The following is a 16,207-nucleotide window of genomic DNA, read 5'->3' as shown; positions in this document are numbered from 1 at the left end:
GGATTCAAGCCGGAGTGAGGGCACACCGAGCCAGAGCGAGGTGCCGAGTGGTGGGGCAAGAGCCCTTTTGGTTACTTTTGGGGCTCTTTTCCAAAAGTGACCCGCCGTAAGGGCGGAACCATAGGCGGCCGTTACCGCAGCAACGGATATGCCCCCAACCACACCCCCTACCGAACCTTATCCTCACGCCCCCGCAGCACCCGATTCGGCATCGCAACAGCCGCCGCCAACCCCAACAACGACACCCCCGCACTCACCATCAACAAATGCCGAAACGTCACCGCCAACTCCCCGCGCAACGCATCCTGCGCCGGCCCCGGCGCCGCGTTCAAACCATCCAGCAACACGTTCCCGGATCCGCCCTCACCCGCCAACGCGCCACTGGCCAAATGCGCAAAGCTCGAATCCTGCAACAACGCCAGCAACAGCGCTGACATGGCGGCGACCCCCACCGCCCCACCCAACGAACGGAACAGGTTGGTGGTACTGGTCGCCACACCAATATCCCGCTGCTCAACCGAATTCTGCGTCCCCACCAATGACGTAGGAAACTGCATCCCCGCCGCAATCCCGCACAACAGCATAAACACCGCCGTCATCACCACATCCTGAGGCGCGCTGAACGCCATCCCCAAAATCGCAAACGGACTCAACAACGCCCCACCCAGAATCATCGGCTTATACCGCCCCGTCACCGACGTCAGACGCCCGGCGCAATAAGCCCCCACCGGCAGCCCAAACGCCAACGGCAGCAAATGCAACGCCGCACTGTCGGCGCCAGAACCCGTCACCGTCTGATACCGCAACGGCATCAACACCGTCAGCGAAATCGCCTGAAAACTGGTGAAGAAAATCGTGCACCAACACAGCACCGCGCTGCGGTTGGCAAATAAATGCATCGGCAGCAAAGGCTCCGGCGCACGGCGTTCGTGCCACACAAACACACTCAACGCCACCAGCGCACAGGCCAACTGCCCCAGCACCTGTGGATCACGCCAGTGATGCCCCTGGCCAATCTCGGTGATGCCCAGCAGCAAAGCGGTCAAACCGATGATCATCAGCAAGGTGCCGAGGTAGTCGATGACCGGTTTGCGTTGCGGCACCGGCAGCCCCACCAGCGTGCGATGGGCCACATACCAGGCGCCGGCGCCCAGTGGCAGGTTGATCAAAAATACCCAGCGCCACGACAGGTACTCGGTCATATAACCGCCCAGCACCGGCCCGGCCACGCTGGCTACCGCGTACATGCTGCTGAAATAGCCCTGATAACGCCCGCGCTCACGCGGTGGGATGATGTCGCCGATAATCGCCTGGCTCACCGAGATCATCCCGCCGGCGCCGATGCCCTGGAGAATCCGCGCCAGCACCAGTTGCTCCATGCTTTGCGCCATGCCGCAAAACAGCGAGGCGACGGTAAACAGCCCCATGCCGATCAGCATCATTGGCCGGCGCCCATACAGGTCGCCAAGCTTGCCGTAGATCGGCACCGCCACCGTCATCGCCACCATGTAACCGGCGATCACCCAGGCCAGCAGGTTGACGTCGTGGAACTGCGCGGAAATGGCCGGCATCGACACTGCGACGATGGTCTGGTCGAGGGCGCCGAGGAAGATCGCCAGCATCAAGGCGACAAGCACACTGCGTACGGCGGGAGCGGGTTGGGTGGGCTGATTCAGGTTAGTCACGGCAGAACCTTCGAGCAGGGCCCGCAGGCAGGAAAGGCCTGCGGGAATGCTCAACATCTTACTCGATAGCTGGCTATTCGATAGCCTCGTAAGGAAGCCCGACGTAATTTTCTGCAATGGTTTTGCGACCGGCTTCAGAGTTGATGAAATACGACAGTTCGCTTTCGGCAATGCGCTGGCTGAAACCATCCGCCTCGGGGAATTCGTGCAGCATTGAAGTCATCCACCAGGAAAACCGCTCGGCTTTCCACACGCGGCGCAGGCAGATGGCAGAATATTTTTCCAGCAGGTCCACGCGCCCCTCGCGGTAAACCTTGAGCAGGATCCGGTACAGCGTACTGACATCACTGGCCGCCAGGTTCAGGCCCTTGGCGCCGGTGGGCGGCACAATGTGGGCGGCGTCGCCTAGCAGGAACAGGCGCCCGTACTGCATCGGCTCCACCACGAAGCTGCGCAGCGGCGCGATGCTTTTCTCGATCGAGGGGCCGGTGACCAGTTTCTCGGCCAGCGAGACGGGCAAGCGGGTTTTCAGCTCGTCCCAGAAACGCTCGTCCGACCACTCTTCCAGCGGCGCTTCCACCGGCACTTGCAGGTAATAGCGGCTGCGGGTCGGCGAACGCATGCTGCACAGGGCAAAACCGCGCGGGTGCTTGGCGTACACCAGTTCGGCATGCACCGGCGGCGTGTCGGCAAGAATGCCGAGCCAGCCGAAGGGGTAGACCCGCTCGAAGACCTTCAAGGATTCGGCCGGGATCGACTGGCGCGCCACGCCGTGGAAGCCGTCGCATCCGGCGATGTAGTCGCAGTCCAGCCGAAAGTGCTCGCCCTGATGCTCGAAGGTCAGCCAGGGTTGCTCGGTTTTCATGCCGTGGGGCTGCACGTTACGCGCTTCGTAGAGCGTGACGGCACCGGCGGCCTCGCGAGCCGCCATCAGGTCACGGGTGACTTCGGTCTGGCCGTAGACCATCACCGATTGCCCGCCGGTCAGCGCTTTAAGGTCGATATGGCTGAGCTGGCCATTCAGCGCCAGTTCAAAACCGTCATGCACCAGGCCTTCGGCGTCCATGCGTCTGCTGACGCCCGCTTCGCGCAACAGCTCTACCATGCCTTGTTCCAGCACGCCGGCACGGATGCGGCCCTTAACGTAATCGCCGCACTGGCGTTCAAGAATAAGGGTCTGGATACCGGCGTTGTGCAGCAACTGGCCAAGCAGCAATCCCGAAGGACCGGCACCAATGATGGCGACTTGGGTTTTCAGGGTTTTCATTATTTTTATCGCCCGCAAGCTTCACCGAACGGATTGGGTGAAAGAGTTGTCATTGAACAAGTTGCTGGCATTTTTCACTTGAGTGGCCGGCATAAGAAGGTGAAAACTGAGCCAATGCCTGCGCTTTTTGCCAATCCGGGCGATTACCGCACCACTATCCTGAGTATCGGATTGAAACCATGACCAAAACTGCCAGTTCCGCGATTCCGGTCTTCAAGCTGTATGGGGAGAGCCAGCAATGGCCGACCCCGGATTTGCTGCACTGCGAGACTATCTCGCGGCGCAGCCGGGAATACCAGTGGGAAATCCAGCCCCACCGGCACGCGGATCTGTGCCAATTGTTGTACGTGCACAAAGGCCAGGCCCAGCTGGAAATCGAAGGCCAGCGCACCACGCTCAGCGAGGCCACCTTGCAGGTGCTGCCGCCGTTGTGTGTGCACGGTTTTCGCTTTTCGGAAGATGTGGAAGGCTACGTGGTAACACTGGCGGCGCCGCTGGTGAGCCACTTGCAGGGGCAACTGGGTTCAACCCTTGACGGTTTACAAGCACTGGGTAATTACCCGGCGGGCAAGGACAGCGACTACCTCAACGCACAATTCGCCCGCCTGCAGAACGAATACGCCGATGAACAACCGGCACGGGACATGATGATGCATGCCCTGGTCAGTGTGCTGCTGGTGTGGATCAGCCGCCAGGCCATCCAGCGCCGCCATCCGCGTGCACCACGGGGCCGTGAGTACTTTCGGCGCTTTACCCAACTGGTTGAGCAGCACTACCGCGAGCACCCGAAGATTGAAGATTTGGCCCACAAGCTGGGCATCTCGGTCTCACACCTGAATGGGACGTGTCGGGAGTTGGGCGGGCAGCCCGCGCTGCAGATCATGCATGACCGCCAGTTGCTGGAAGCCAAGCGTCTGCTGACCTACACCAGCATGACCATCAACGAAATGTCGGAAGTGCTGGGTTTTTCCGACCCGACCAACTTCTCACGGCTGTTCCGCCGACGGGTCGGTTTCTCACCCAAAGCCTTTCGCGAACAGTTGAAGGCGGAACAGGCGGTTACCTGAGCGCGCTGAAACTGCCGGTGCGCGGCACGCATTGGTCCTGATGGCAGTTGATTGCGAAGGCGGCTGGCTGCATGCGCGTTTGTTCAACGCGATAGGCGGCGGTGCCGTACAGCGCAGTAGCCAGCGCGCACAGGGTGAAAATCATCAGGTACTTTCTAATTTTTAGAGTCATGGCAGCGACCTCCGAACAGGCCTTGATGGGCCTGTTTTAAGCATAGGTCAGTCACGGCGAGTTGCCATTATCGGACGCCATTCAACACGTTTATGTCGGCTTAAAGGCCAGTCCTTAAAAAATCCCTGCCAAGCGTCAACACTCCCCCCTGTGGCGAGCGGGCTTGCCCCGCGCTGGACTGCGCAGCAGTCCCGTTTTTTGGGGTCGCTGCGCAACCCAACGCGGGCAAGCCCGCTCGCCACAGGTGCTCGTTGCCTGTTCAGAGGCCAATATCCCACGCCGGTTCTTCCGGAAACCTGAGCACCAGGAAATCCAGCAGGCTGCGCAGCGCCAACGGCATGTGCTTGCGCGAGGCGTACACGGCGTAGACATTCATTTGCTGCGGCTCAGCCTCGGGCAGCAAACGGATCAGTTCGCCGCTGCGGATATAGTCCCCGGCCTGATAACTGGGGAGCCGCGCCACCCCCGCCCCCGCCAGCGTCACCCGCAGCAAGGTCGTCGCCTCGTTGGCGGTGATATTGCCCTGCACCGCCACCGACACCGGCTCGCCGTTCTCGGTGAAATGCCACAGGCTTTTGCCGAAGTAGGAGTGCGTCAGGCAATTGTGCTCCACCAATTCGTGCACGTGTCGGGGTTGCGGGTGCTCGCGCAGGTACGCCGGTGAGGCGCAGATCACCGAGCGGCACAGCGTGAGCTTGCGCGCGATCAAATTGGGGTCCAGCTCAAAACTGGTGCGGATAGCCAGGTCGATGCGCTCATCCACCAGGTTCACCGTGCGGTCGAGCATCTGCATGTCGATACTGACCAACGGGTAACGCTTGACGTACTCAGCCACGGCATCGGCCAATTGCGCCTGGCCAAATGAGCTGCTGACACTCAGGCGTATTTGGCCACGCGGCGCTTCATCCGGCTCACTGACGGCGGCCTGCATGTCACTGCACAACTCCAGCATCTGCCGGCAACGCGGCAGCATTTCGCTGCCGGCGGCGGTGAGGCTGAGCTTGCGCGTGGTGCGATGCATCAGGCGCGCGCCCACCCAATCCTCCAGCTCCGCCAGATAGCGCGACACCACCGGCCGCGACAGGTCCAGATGATCCGCGGCGGCGGACTGGCTGCCCAGGTCCACGACGCTGACAAACACACGCATTGCTTGAAGACGGTCCATGATTTGCCCGGTTTCAGAAACAAACTATGTTCAAGCATGGCATTTTTTGTGACGTTTAGTGCAACTAAGCTCTGTGCATCACTCAACGCTGCTGGAGCTGTACATGATCTCGACCCTTAAACGGTTTGCCACCGCGATGGCCGCTCTGGCCTTTGCCGCCCATGCGGCCGCCGCCGACCTGACACTGGATGCATATAACCCGGGCGCCTCGGCCATGATGCCGGTGAGCTCGGTACTGGTCAGCGGAGAGCACGACGTCATCCTCGTGAACGCGCAATTCGGCAATGGCCAGGCCGCAGACCTGGTGCAGAAAATTCGCGCCAGCGGCAAACGCCTCACCACCATCTACGTCAGCGACGGCGACCCCGATTACTACTTCGGCCTCGACACCCTGACCACCGCATTCCCGGACGCCAAGGTGCTTGCATCGCAACCGGTGGTCGACCACATCAAGGCCACCGCCGAACACAAACTCGCCTTCTGGGGCCCGAAACTGGGCGCGGATAAACCGGCGAAGCTCGTCATCCCGCACGTGCTGCAAGGCCACACCCTGACCCTTGAGGGCAAGACCCTGGAAGTGATCGGCCTCGACGGCCCGCAACCGGACCGCACCTTTGTGTGGATTCCTTCGATCAAGGCCGTGGTCGGCGGCGTGGTGGTGTTCGAAAATACCCATGTCTGGATGGCCGACACCCAAACGCCGAAATCCCATGCCGATTGGTTGGCCACCCTCAAACGCATCGAAGACCTGAAACCGCGCACCGTGATTCCGGGCCATTACCTGGGCACACCGACCGTGCAATCGGTGGCGTTTACTGCGGGCTACATCAAGGCGTTCGACGAAGAGACCGCCAAAGCCGAGGATTCCGCCGCCCTGATCGCGGCCATGAAAAAGCGTTACCCGAACCTCGCCGACGACAGCAGCCTGGAATTGGGCGCCAAAGTCGCCAAGGGCGAAATGAAGTGGTGAACGGTTTTAACCCCCTGACCTGACTGGAGAACGTCATGAGCAAGATCGCAATCATTGGTGCCACCGGCCGTGCCGGTAGCCAACTGTTGGAAGAAGCACTGCGTCGTGGGCATAGCGTGACCGCCATTGCGCGAAATGTTGAATCTATTGATGTGAAGCCTGGCGTCACCGTCAAACAGGTGGATGCTTTAAACGCTGTTGAACTGCAACAAGCTATCAGCGGGAATGATGTGGTAATCAGTGCTGCCCACTTCGCAACCGTGCCGGCCGAATCGATCATTGAACCGGTGAAGAAAGCCGGCGTGAAACGTCTTCTCGTAGTCGGCGGTGCGGGTTCGTTATTGTTACCCAGCGGCGAGCGGGTCATCGATAGCGCCGGTTTCCCCGAGGAATATCGAGCTGAAGCAAGCGCTGGCAGCGTGTTTCTCGACAAGCTGCGTCAAGAGAAAGAGTTGGATTGGTCCTTTCTCTCTCCCTCGGCGGAGTTCGTTGAAGATATACGCACTGGCGATTTCCGTTTGGGCCAAAACCACTTGCTCATCAGTGAGAAAGGCAGAAGTTGGATCAGCTTCTCCGATTATGCGATTGCATTGATTGATGAAGTTGAAGTGCCAAAGCACTCCCGCGAGCGTTTCACCGTCGGTTACTGACCCAACGCGGTAAAAACTGTGGGAGCGGGCTTGCTCGCGAATACGGGCTGTCATTCAAAACTTCAGGTGACTGACCCACCGCATTCGCGAGCAAGCCCGCTCCCACATTTGATCTTCAGTGCTACGACTGCTGTGCCTGGCTCACCAGCCAATTCATAAGCGCTTCAAGTCCGGATGACGGCTCCGTCCCCGGCGGATACACCAGGTAATACCCCATTCCCGTTGGCACCCGCAGCTCAAACGGCGTCGCCAACCGCCCTGCCTTCAGATCCTCGCCAATCAGCGCACTGTCGCCAATCGCCACGCCATTGCCCTGCGACGCTACCGTCATCGCCAGGTCCAGCGTTTCGAAATGATGCCCCTGCCCCAGGTTGCTCAGCTGCGTATTCGCCACCTTCAACCACAACGCCCAATCGCGTTCATCCCGCGTGGGGTGCAGCAGCACTTGTTGCTGCAAATCCGCCGGGGTGTGCAAACCACCGAGCAACGCAGGCGCGCAAACCGGCGTGAGCTGCTCATCAAACAGATGCCGGGCCTGGGCAGATTGCTCGGCGATAGGCGCGTAGATCACCGCCGCATCGAACTGCTCGCGGCGAAAATCCACGGTGTAGGCCACAGTGGTGGTCAGTTCCACTGGCACGTCCGGGCGTTCCTTTTGCCACTGCATCAAACGCGGCAGCAACCAGCGCATCACACAGGTGGAGGCTTTGAGTTGCAAGGTTTCGCGGCGGCGGCCGATCTGCTCCACGGCGTCGCCGATCAGGCCAAACACCTGCTGCGCGCGCAAAGACCACTCGCGGCCTTCTTCCGTCAGGCTCAAACCTCGCGCCTGACGCTGAAACAACGCGTAACCCAAATGGCTTTCCAGCCCGGCGATCTGTCGGCTCACTGCGCCTTGGGTGATGTGCAGTTGCTCGGCGGCACGGGTGAAGTTGCAGCACTGGGCCGTGACCCAAAAGGTGTGCAGCGCGGGCAGTGGAGGAAGGCGTTTCATCGACTCAAGCCATGACGTGGAGACATGGCTAGTATGACTTTTTATCGATTGTTGCCGCTACGGGCCAGCCGGTCCAATACCGCCTCGAATCAATAACAAGAGCGACATCTATGGCGACCTGCGGCGAAGTATTGGTCAACCTCCTGGAAAGCTACGGCGTGGACCAAGTGTTCGGCATCCCCGGCGTGCACACCGTGGAGCTGTATCGCGGCCTGGCCCGTTCGAGCATCCGCCACGTCACCCCGCGTCACGAGCAAGGCGCGGGCTTTATGGCCGACGGCTATGCACGCACCAGCGGCAAACCCGGCGTGTGCTTCATCATCACCGGCCCCGGCATGACCAATATCACCACCGCCATGGGCCAGGCCTATGCCGACTCGATCCCGATGCTGGTGATCTCCAGCGTGCAATCGCGCAGCCAGTTGGGCGGCGGGCGCGGCAAGTTGCACGAACTGCCGAACCAGAGCGCGATGATCGCGGGGGTGGCGGCGTTCTCGCACACGTTGATGTCGGCAGCCGAATTGCCTGGTGTGCTGGCGCGAGCGTTTGCAGTGTTTCAGGCGGGGCGACCGCGCCCGGTGCACATTGAAATCCCGCTGGATGTGCTGGTGGAAAACGCCGACGCCCTGCTCGGCAGCGAGCCGGTCAGCGTGGCCCGCGCCGGTGCAGCGCCATCGGCGGTCAAGCAGATGAGCCAGTTGCTGGCCGCCGCAAAACGCCCGTTGATTCTGGCCGGTGGGGGCGCCATCGATGCCGCGCCCGAGTTGACCCGCCTCGCCGAAACCCTTGGCGCGCCGGTCGCGCTGACCATCAACGCAAAAGGCATGTTGCCGTCGACGCACCCGCTGCTGATCGGCTCGACCCAAACGCTGGTCGCCACCCGCGCCTTGGTCGCCGAGGCCGACGTGGTGCTGGCCATCGGCACGGAGCTGGCGGAAACCGACTACGACGTGACCTTCGCCGGCGGCTTCGACATCCCCGGTGCCCTGCTGCGCATCGACATCGACCCCGACCAGACCGTGCGCAATTACCCGCCGCACGTGGCGCTGGTGGCCGACGCGCAAATCGCCGCCGACGCCTTGCTCACCGAGCTGAACAGCAAGCCGCTGCCTGCGCGCGATGGGAAGTGGGGCGCTCAACGCGTCGCCCGTTTGTGGGCTGAATTGACGCCGGCGTGGGACGCCGCCACCCGCGCGCAAACCCTGTTCCTCACCACCGTCCTGGAAGAACTGCCGGACGCCGTGCTGGTCGGCGACTCGACCCAGCCGGTGTACAGCGGCAACCTGACGCTGAACCTCGACCACCCGCGCCGCTGGTTCAATTCGTCCACCGGCTACGGCACCCTCGGTTACGCCTTGCCGGCTGCCATTGGTGCCTGGCTGGGACGTGGCGACGGGCAGCCGGTGGTGTGCCTGATCGGCGACGGCGGCCTGCAATTCAGCCTGCCGGAGTTGGCCAGCGCGGTGGAAGCGCGCGTGCCGGTCATCGTGTTGCTGTGGAATAACCAGGGCTACGAAGAAATCAAAAAATACATGGTCAACCGCGCCATCGAGCCGGTCGGCGTAGACATCTATACCCCGGACTTTATCGGCGTGGCCAAGGCACTCGGCTGCGCCGCCGAGAGCATCCAGGGCATCGAGCCCTTACGCCGTGCATTGCGCGCCGCCGCTGATCGCCAGGGGCCCACGCTGATTGAAATCGACCAGGGACTTTGGATGAAAGAGGTGGCGGTATGAGCACAGTCTTGAACGGTGTGTTTATCGGCGGCGAATGGCAGGCGGGCCATGCCGTGCTGGACGTCATCAACCCGGCGACCGAGGCCACCCTGGCCCAGGTCAGCGTGGGCGATGCGGCGGCGGTGACGCGGGCGGTGGATGCCGCCAGCGCGGCATTTGCCGACTGGTCGAAAAGCACCGGGCGCGATCGCGGCGCACTGCTGCGCAAGATCGCCCAAGGCGTCAGCGAAAGACGCGAACAGCTGATGCAGGTGCAGTCCAGCAACAACGGCAAGCCGCTGTTTGAGTCGGGTATCGATGTGGACGACGTGATCGCCACGTTCGAGTATTACGCCGGTGTGGCCGAACACATGGACGCCGCGCAGGACCACGCGGTGGCGCTGCCCAGCGACGACTTCAGTGCGCGCCTGCGCCGCGAACCGTGCGGTGTGGTCGGGCTGATCGTGCCGTGGAATTTCCCGATGGTGACCACCGCCTGGAAACTCGCCCCGGCCTTGGCTGCCGGTTGCTGCGTGGTGCTCAAACCGTCGGAGGTCACGCCGTTGGCCGAGTTGCACCTGGCACGAATCATCGCCGAGGCCGGTGTGCCGGCGGGCGTGTTCAACCTGGTCTGCGGCACCGGTCTGGCGGTGGGCGCTCCATTGGCGGCGGATCGCCGGGTGGCGAAGATTTCCTTCACCGGCAGCAACGCGGTGGGCGTGCAGGTGATGCAGCGCGCTGCTGAAACAGTCAAGGGCGTGAGCCTGGAATTGGGCGGTAAATCCTCGTTGCTGGTGCTGGCGGATGCCGACCTCGACCTGGCAGTGGAGCTGGCCTGCGGCGGTGGTTTTTTCAACGCCGGGCAAATCTGTTCGGCCACGAGCCGTGTACTGGTGGCTGACAGCCTGGCGGATGAATTCCTGCAACGTTTGCAGGCGCGGGCTGAAGGGATTCGCGTAGCAGACCCGTTTGCCGATGACGTGGAAATGGGTGCGCTGATCAACAGCGCGCAGTATCAACGGGTGCTCGGACACATCAGGCGCGGCGTTGAAGAAGGTGCGCGCTTGCTCTGTGGCGGTGAGCGTCCGGCGGACCTGGCGAAGGGCTTTTTCATTCGCCCGACAGTCTTTACCGATGTGCCGTTGAACAGCGCGCTGTGGAACGAAGAGATCTTCGGGCCAGTGTTGTGTGTCAGACGTTTTGCCACCGAGGACGAGGCTATCGCCTTGGCGAACGACAGTGATTTCGGGTTGGTCGCCAGTGTGGTCAGCGGCCATGCCGAAACGGCAGATCGCGTGGCGAATGCCTTGCAGGCGGGGTTGGTGTGGATCAACGCACCGCAGGTGATTTTCCCGCAAACGGCGTGGGGCGGTTACAAACAGAGCAGCATCGGCCGCGAACTGGGGCCGTGGGGCCTGGCGGCGTTTCAAGAGATCAAGCACGTGATCCGATCCATCTGACAACACAAAACCCATGTGGGAGCCAGCTCCCACATTTTGATTTGTGGTCACCAACAACAGTCCATATTCACTGACGTCGTGTTACCAACATTTTTTGTCCCACACCAAACATAGAAACGCCCTACAGCGCTTTCTATTGGTACGAGCGTTCCGTTAAGCTTTTGCCCTTGTCGCACGCCTCCACAGTGCCAAGGCTTATCGGACGGAACGGATGCTAAACAGTAATTTGCTCAGAAAGCTCGATATGCAGGACTTGATGGTGTTTATCGCCGTCTATGACCAGAGCAGTGTTACCGAAGTGTCTGAAACACTGTTCGTCAGCCAGTCCACGGTGAGTTACAGCTTGAAGAAGCTGCGCACCTGCTTTGAAGACGAGCTGTTTATCAACACGCGAGCGGGCATGCGACCGACGTACAAGGCCAGCACGATGTATGGCCATGTGCAGAAGATTCTCCAGAGCATCAACCTGTGCCACGCCGGTGGCCAGGCCTTTGACGCGACGCACAAGGCCGTGACCTTCAAGGTGTGCGCCCCGGAATAATCAGCCTGCAAGCGTTCGTCGAGCGGCGCCACGTGTTTCCCATGCCGTGGACGAGGCCCCGAACGGGTTGCCGGGGTTCACGCTGGATATGCAGTGGAAGGAAACCAGTGAACAGGACGGCGCCAATACCTGGTTTCGCGAGCAGGTGGTGAAGGTGTGCGCGGATCAGGGTTCGTTGTAAGCCTCAGCCGATCGACACTTTGCTGTAGGAATCACGGTCCATGTCCACCAGTTGCACACTGAGTTGAACGTGGACGTCGACCGGCCACTCGCCCAAGTCCTGCAACGCCGCCAGCAGGCTTTCCGACAGCTGCTTCTTGACCTGTGGCGAACGCCCGCTGAGCAACGACAGCTTCACCGCGATAAAGCCGCGCGGGGTGAGGGAGGTGCCTACCTGAAAGGTCTCGACTTTCACGGCGCGGCTTTTGATATCGAACTCGGAGCCAAACTGCCCGGACGCCATCAACACGTTGTTGAGCCGCAACAGGGTTTTCTCAACAGCCAGGTCTGGCAGGTTGGCGGTGTATTCCAGGTGCAGATGGGGCATGGGGTTCTCCAGGCAAGTGGTAGGAAGTTTCGTAGATATAGCACGGGGCAAACATCCCGGGCATGAAAGCGCTGTCAGACAGGCGCGACCAGGCCTCGATCACTCATGAACGCTTCGAGCCGGGAACGCATCCAGCGTTCGGCCGGGTCGGTGTCGACGTGGCTGAGCCAGACCATCGACAAGTCCAGGGTCGGGGTTTCGAACGGGAACGGCTCGCAGAACAGGTTGCCACCGGCGGCCATGGCGTGGGCGGTGTAGTCCGGCAGGCTGGCAATCATGTCGGTGCCGGCGAGCAACGCCGGCAGCGCGCTGTATTGCGGCACCGACAGCACCACGTGGCGCTTGCGCCCCACCTCGGCCAGCCATTCATCGGCAAACCCCGACACGTTCGCCGTGTGGGACACCAGCACATGGGGCCTCGCGCAGTATTCGTCGAGGGTCAACGGCGTGTCCGAAGCATCGGCGCGCAGCAGGCAGGGGCGAATATGCCGCAACAGTTTGCGCTTGGCATTGGCGGGCAGGCCGCGCGTTTGGGTAATGCCGACGGTGATATCGCCGGACGCCAGCAAATCCGGGATGCGCCAGTAATCCACATGCTGCACCACAAACACCACCATCGGCGCTTCCTGGCGCAGGGCGCGCAGCAAGGGCGGCAACAGGCCGAATTCAACGTCATCGGAGAGGCCGATGCGGAAGGTCATGGTGCTGATGGACGGGTCGAAATCGTGGGTCAGGCTCAGGGCCGAGGAGAGTGAGTCGAGGGCCGGCGACAGGTGCTGGATGATTTCTTCGGCGCGCGCGGTCGGCTCCATGCGGTGACCGACGCGAATAAACAGCGGGTCGTTAAACAACGTGCGCAGCCGGTTGAGGGCCGAACTGATGGTGGGCTGGCCGAGAAACAACTTTTCCGCCACCCGCGTGACGTTGCGCTCCAGCATCAGTGCTTCGAAGACCACCATCAGGTTGATGTCGGCCTTGCGTAGTTCATTACGATTCATCGGCGCCTGCCCCTTTCCCCAAGACAAGCCGCAGTTTAGAAAGCCCGCAGGGCTGCGTCTATGTGCGCACTGTTCATCTGCGGGCTTTGGGACTATAAATCAGCTCTTGAAGGTCACAGGAACACCATTGTGCTGGTCATTTTCGCCTTATGCGCCCTGCTTTGCGGGGTGTTGCTCTGGGCTATCAAATTCATTGCCAACCCCACCGCCAGGACGCTGCTGCGCGTGTTCACAGGTTTATGCCTGGCGGCGGTGGTGGCTTATCTGGTGCTGGCCTCCGGGTTTCCCACCTCTTTGCTGGTCTGAGACACCTCCTGGCCCTGACGCAAACGCAATGCCGCCAGCGCGGCCACCACCAGCACCACGGCAATCACCTTCAAGCCGTTGTTCGCATTGCCGGTGCTCATTTCAATCGCGCCCATCACCGACGGCCCGACAAACCCGCCCAACAGCCCGCAGGCGTTGACGAAGCCCAGGCCACCGGCCAGCGCGACGCCCTTGAGGCGCGAAGCCGGGTACAGAAAGACGATTGACTGCACCACAAAAAACATCACCGCTGACAGGCAAAAGCCCAACAGGCTGAACACCGGCCCCGACACCGACGCAATGCCCAGGCCCAACGCCATGGTCAGCAGGCCGGTGACCAACAGTCGACGGCAACGCCCCGGCGTGGTCGCAAACCGTGGAATCAGCACGGCCCCCAGCGCCGCCGCGATCCACGGCAAGGACGTCAGCAAGCCCACACTCATGGTGCTCAGCTCACCGTATTTGCTGATGATGCTCGGCAGGAAAAAGATCACCGTGTAGACGGTGATCTGATGGCAAAAGTACACAAAGATCGCCAGCAGGATTTGCGGGGTCAGCCAGTTTTTCAACGCGTGGCCGCCCTCGCCTGCACCCTCTTCGGTTTCCCGGGCGATGCGCTGCTCGATCCCGCGCGCTTCTTCGGCCGACAGCCATGGCGCCTTGCTGGGGCGGTCGGGCAACTTGCGCCACACCACCCAGGCAAACGCCACTGCCGGCAAGCCTTCCAGCAGGAACATCCACTGCCAGCCGTGCCAGCCCATGAGGCCGCCCATGCGCATCAACGCCGCGCCCACCGGGCCGCCGATGATATTGGCAAAACACACGCCGAGCAGAAAATAGCCGGTGGCGCGTGCCCGTTGTTCGCGGTTGAACCAGTAGGTCAGGTACAGCATCACCCCCGGAAACAGTCCGGCTTCGGCAATCCCCAGCAGCAGGCGCAGCACGTAAAAGGACGTTTCACCTTGCACAAAGGCCATGGCTGCCGAGATCAGGCCCCAGGTCACCATGATGCGTGCGATCCAGAAGCGCGCGCCGACCTTGTGCATGATCAGGTTGCTGGGGATTTCCGAGAGCGCGTACGTCAGGAAAAACAGCCCCGCGCCCAGCCCGTAAGCCGCGGCGGAAATGCCCAGATCGACGTCCAGGTGATGCTTGGCCAGGGCAATGTTGGTGCGGTCCAGAAAGCTCAGGACGTAGGCGATGATCAGCAAGGGCATCAACTTGGCGAACATCAGTTTGTTCAGCGCCTGCGGTTCGCGAACCGGGTGGGCAGTGTTCATCGGCAATTCCTCTTGGCACCCCGCCAGCCTGGCTGGGGGGCGCATCGGTGTTGTTCTAGGGTTGGAGGTGCACAACCAGCGCAGGCGGGCGATGGGAAAACAGTTGCAGCAGCGCGCCGCCCAGGGCGCAGCCAGCCATCACGAAGAAACACACGGTGTAACCATGCAGCGTGGTCCAACCGCCGCCCATGGAAATCAGGCTGCCCATCAGCACCGGCGCCAGGCCACCGCCGATAAACATCGCGGTGGTGATGATGCCGTTGGCGGTGGAGGTCGCGGACGGTTCGGCCGAGTCGCAGGCCACCGCGTAGTAGATCGGCCACACCGCGTTGGCCACCAGGCCGAACAACAGTTGCACGACAATGATCAAGGTCAGGGTGTTGGCAAAGTAGAACGCGCCGACACTCGCCGCCATCCACAGCCCGCAGATGATCAACGTGGTGCGCCGCCCGATGATGTCCGACAGCGACGGCCACACCAGTTGCCCGAGAATGCCGGTGAGGGTGAACACCACGCTCATCCCCGCCGACTCCGCCAGCGACAGCCCGACGATGTTGTAGAGGTAGGCCGGCAGCACGATGTTGACGCCCATGTACACCACTTGCGTGAGCATCGTATTGCCCGCCGTGAGGGCGATATTGCGGTTGCGCAATGTGGCGACAAAGGTGCGCCAGGCTTCGCCTTTCACCGAACTGGCCGGGGCGTTGTCGGGCGGGGTCATGCCTTTGGCGGCGATGTCGACGTACAGCGCGGTGATGCGCTCGGCCGTGGAATAACGCGCCCAGAAAATCATCAACGGCAAGGCCACCACGAAGGCGAAGAAGAACACGTAACGCCAATTGTCTTCGCCAAACACAGTGATGACAAAGCTGGCGACGATGCCGCTGAGCATCGCGCCAATCGGGTAGCCAGTGTGGTGCGCGCCCAAGGCAAAGCCGCGACGTTCCACCGGCCACCATTCGGCGGTGTTGCTCACGCCGACCGGTTCGCCCCAGCCGGCGCCGAGGTTGACGCCAACGCGCAGGGCAATAAAGGTCGCGAGGTTACCGCTGAGGGCTTTGAAGCCTGAAAGAAACGAGATCGCCGTGTAGCCCAGCACCAGCGGCACCTGAAAGCGCGCACGTTTCCAGCCGCCGCCATAACGGTCGCTCCACATTGAGCCGGGAATATCCAGCAAGGCCAACGCGAGCATGACCACGGTGGCCACGGTGCCCCATTGGTCGGCGGACAAATCGAAATGCTTGGAGATGGTCGGCCCCAGGCGCAGCACGATCTCGCGATCGTAGGCGTTCAGAATCCAGATCATCCAACAGACCAGCAGCGACACCCAGGAATGCCGGTGAATGCTGCGCAGCGACGCTTTTTTGATAGTTGCCATGGGCCTCTCCAG

Annotated in this window: 15 protein-coding genes and 1 pseudogene; 7 read left to right on the top strand and 9 right to left on the bottom strand. The window is 61.6% G+C overall.

Annotated elements, in window-relative coordinates:
* Positions 1–167: 167 nt before the first annotated feature.
* Both BFW87_RS19355 and pobA read right to left on the bottom strand, forming a co-directional pair.
* Complete coding sequence (locus tag BFW87_RS19355) at positions 168–1,685, bottom strand: MDR family MFS transporter (RefSeq protein ID WP_078741341.1); 1,518 nt, start codon at positions 1,683–1,685, stop codon at positions 168–170.
* 73 nt (positions 1,686–1,758) lie between these two features.
* Positions 1,759–2,943, bottom strand: a complete 1,185-nt coding sequence (pobA, locus tag BFW87_RS19350; protein WP_176159784.1) for a 4-hydroxybenzoate 3-monooxygenase — start codon at positions 2,941–2,943, stop codon at positions 1,759–1,761.
* Between the two features lie 188 nt (positions 2,944–3,131).
* On the opposite strand from pobA, the gene BFW87_RS19345 reads away from it, so the two are divergent.
* Entirely contained in the window at positions 3,132–4,019 is an 888-nt protein-coding gene (locus tag BFW87_RS19345; protein ID WP_078741332.1) for a helix-turn-helix domain-containing protein, read from the top strand.
* On the opposite strand, the gene BFW87_RS19340 is transcribed toward BFW87_RS19345, so the two are convergent.
* Positions 4,012–4,191, bottom strand: a complete 180-nt coding sequence (locus BFW87_RS19340) for a hypothetical protein (protein ID WP_078741331.1) — start codon at positions 4,189–4,191, stop codon at positions 4,012–4,014. The two genes, BFW87_RS19345 and BFW87_RS19340, sit on opposite strands and share 8 nt — an antisense overlap.
* A gap of 259 nt (positions 4,192–4,450) precedes the next feature.
* Positions 4,451–5,356: a LysR family transcriptional regulator gene (locus BFW87_RS19335; protein WP_078741330.1), complete on the bottom strand. Its 906-nt coding sequence runs from the start codon at positions 5,354–5,356 to the stop codon at positions 4,451–4,453.
* A gap of 103 nt (positions 5,357–5,459) precedes the next feature.
* Here BFW87_RS19335 and BFW87_RS19330 point away from each other — a divergent pair, with 103 nt between their 5' ends.
* Together BFW87_RS19330 and BFW87_RS19325 are read left to right on the top strand one after the other, a co-directional pair.
* Complete coding sequence (locus BFW87_RS19330; protein WP_078741329.1) at positions 5,460–6,326, top strand: MBL fold metallo-hydrolase; 867 nt, start codon at positions 5,460–5,462, stop codon at positions 6,324–6,326.
* 35 nt (positions 6,327–6,361) lie between these two features.
* On the top strand, positions 6,362–6,976 hold the full coding sequence (locus BFW87_RS19325) for an NAD(P)-dependent oxidoreductase (protein ID WP_078741328.1): 615 nt from the start codon (positions 6,362–6,364) through the stop codon (positions 6,974–6,976).
* A 121-nt stretch (positions 6,977–7,097) separates the two neighbouring features.
* On the opposite strand, the gene BFW87_RS19320 is transcribed toward BFW87_RS19325, so the two are convergent.
* A complete protein-coding gene (locus tag BFW87_RS19320) occupies positions 7,098–7,970 on the bottom strand; it encodes a LysR substrate-binding domain-containing protein (RefSeq protein WP_078741327.1) in 873 nt (290 codons plus the stop codon).
* Between the two features lie 110 nt (positions 7,971–8,080).
* On the opposite strand from BFW87_RS19320, the gene BFW87_RS19315 reads away from it, so the two are divergent.
* The 3 genes and pseudogenes from BFW87_RS19315 to BFW87_RS19305 all read left to right on the top strand — a co-directional run bounded on the left by BFW87_RS19315 (position 8,081) and on the right by BFW87_RS19305 (position 11,867).
* The gene (locus tag BFW87_RS19315; RefSeq protein WP_078741326.1) at positions 8,081–9,706 is read left to right on the top strand and encodes a 5-guanidino-2-oxopentanoate decarboxylase; all 1,626 of its coding nucleotides are present in this window, start codon (positions 8,081–8,083) and stop codon (positions 9,704–9,706) included.
* The gene (locus BFW87_RS19310) at positions 9,703–11,145 is read left to right on the top strand and encodes an aldehyde dehydrogenase family protein (protein ID WP_078741325.1); all 1,443 of its coding nucleotides are present in this window, start codon (positions 9,703–9,705) and stop codon (positions 11,143–11,145) included. Before BFW87_RS19315 ends, BFW87_RS19310 begins: the two co-directional genes overlap by 4 nt.
* Before the next feature lie 211 nt (positions 11,146–11,356).
* Positions 11,357–11,867: pseudogene (locus BFW87_RS19305) on the top strand (LysR family transcriptional regulator).
* 3 nt (positions 11,868–11,870) lie between these two features.
* On the opposite strand, the gene BFW87_RS19300 reads toward BFW87_RS19305, so the two are convergent.
* Both BFW87_RS19300 and BFW87_RS19295 read right to left on the bottom strand, forming a co-directional pair.
* On the bottom strand, positions 11,871–12,233 hold the full coding sequence (locus tag BFW87_RS19300; protein WP_078741324.1) for a 5-carboxymethyl-2-hydroxymuconate Delta-isomerase: 363 nt from the start codon (positions 12,231–12,233) through the stop codon (positions 11,871–11,873).
* 74 nt (positions 12,234–12,307) lie between these two features.
* The gene (locus BFW87_RS19295; protein ID WP_078741323.1) at positions 12,308–13,231 is read right to left on the bottom strand and encodes a LysR substrate-binding domain-containing protein; all 924 of its coding nucleotides are present in this window, start codon (positions 13,229–13,231) and stop codon (positions 12,308–12,310) included.
* 60 nt (positions 13,232–13,291) lie between these two features.
* On the opposite strand from BFW87_RS19295, the gene BFW87_RS31630 reads away from it, so the two are divergent.
* Entirely contained in the window at positions 13,292–13,537 is a 246-nt protein-coding gene (locus tag BFW87_RS31630; RefSeq protein WP_139372458.1) for a hypothetical protein, read from the top strand.
* Here the strand turns inward: BFW87_RS31630 and BFW87_RS19290 are convergent.
* Positions 13,492–14,817 (bottom strand): MFS transporter, encoded by a 1,326-nt coding sequence (locus BFW87_RS19290; RefSeq protein WP_078741322.1) that lies wholly within the window; start codon positions 14,815–14,817, stop codon positions 13,492–13,494. The genes BFW87_RS31630 and BFW87_RS19290 overlap by 46 nt on opposite strands.
* Positions 14,818–14,872: 55 nt before the next feature.
* On the bottom strand, positions 14,873–16,195 hold the full coding sequence (locus tag BFW87_RS19285) for an MFS transporter (protein ID WP_078741321.1): 1,323 nt from the start codon (positions 16,193–16,195) through the stop codon (positions 14,873–14,875).
* Positions 16,196–16,207 lie beyond the last annotated feature (12 nt).

Source organism: Pseudomonas fluorescens, from assembly GCF_002022275.1.
GTDB lineage: Bacteria > Pseudomonadota > Gammaproteobacteria > Pseudomonadales > Pseudomonadaceae > Aquipseudomonas > Aquipseudomonas fluorescens_AJ.
Note: the sequence above shows the minus strand (reverse complement) of the source record. Positions and strands in the feature narration are given on the sequence as shown.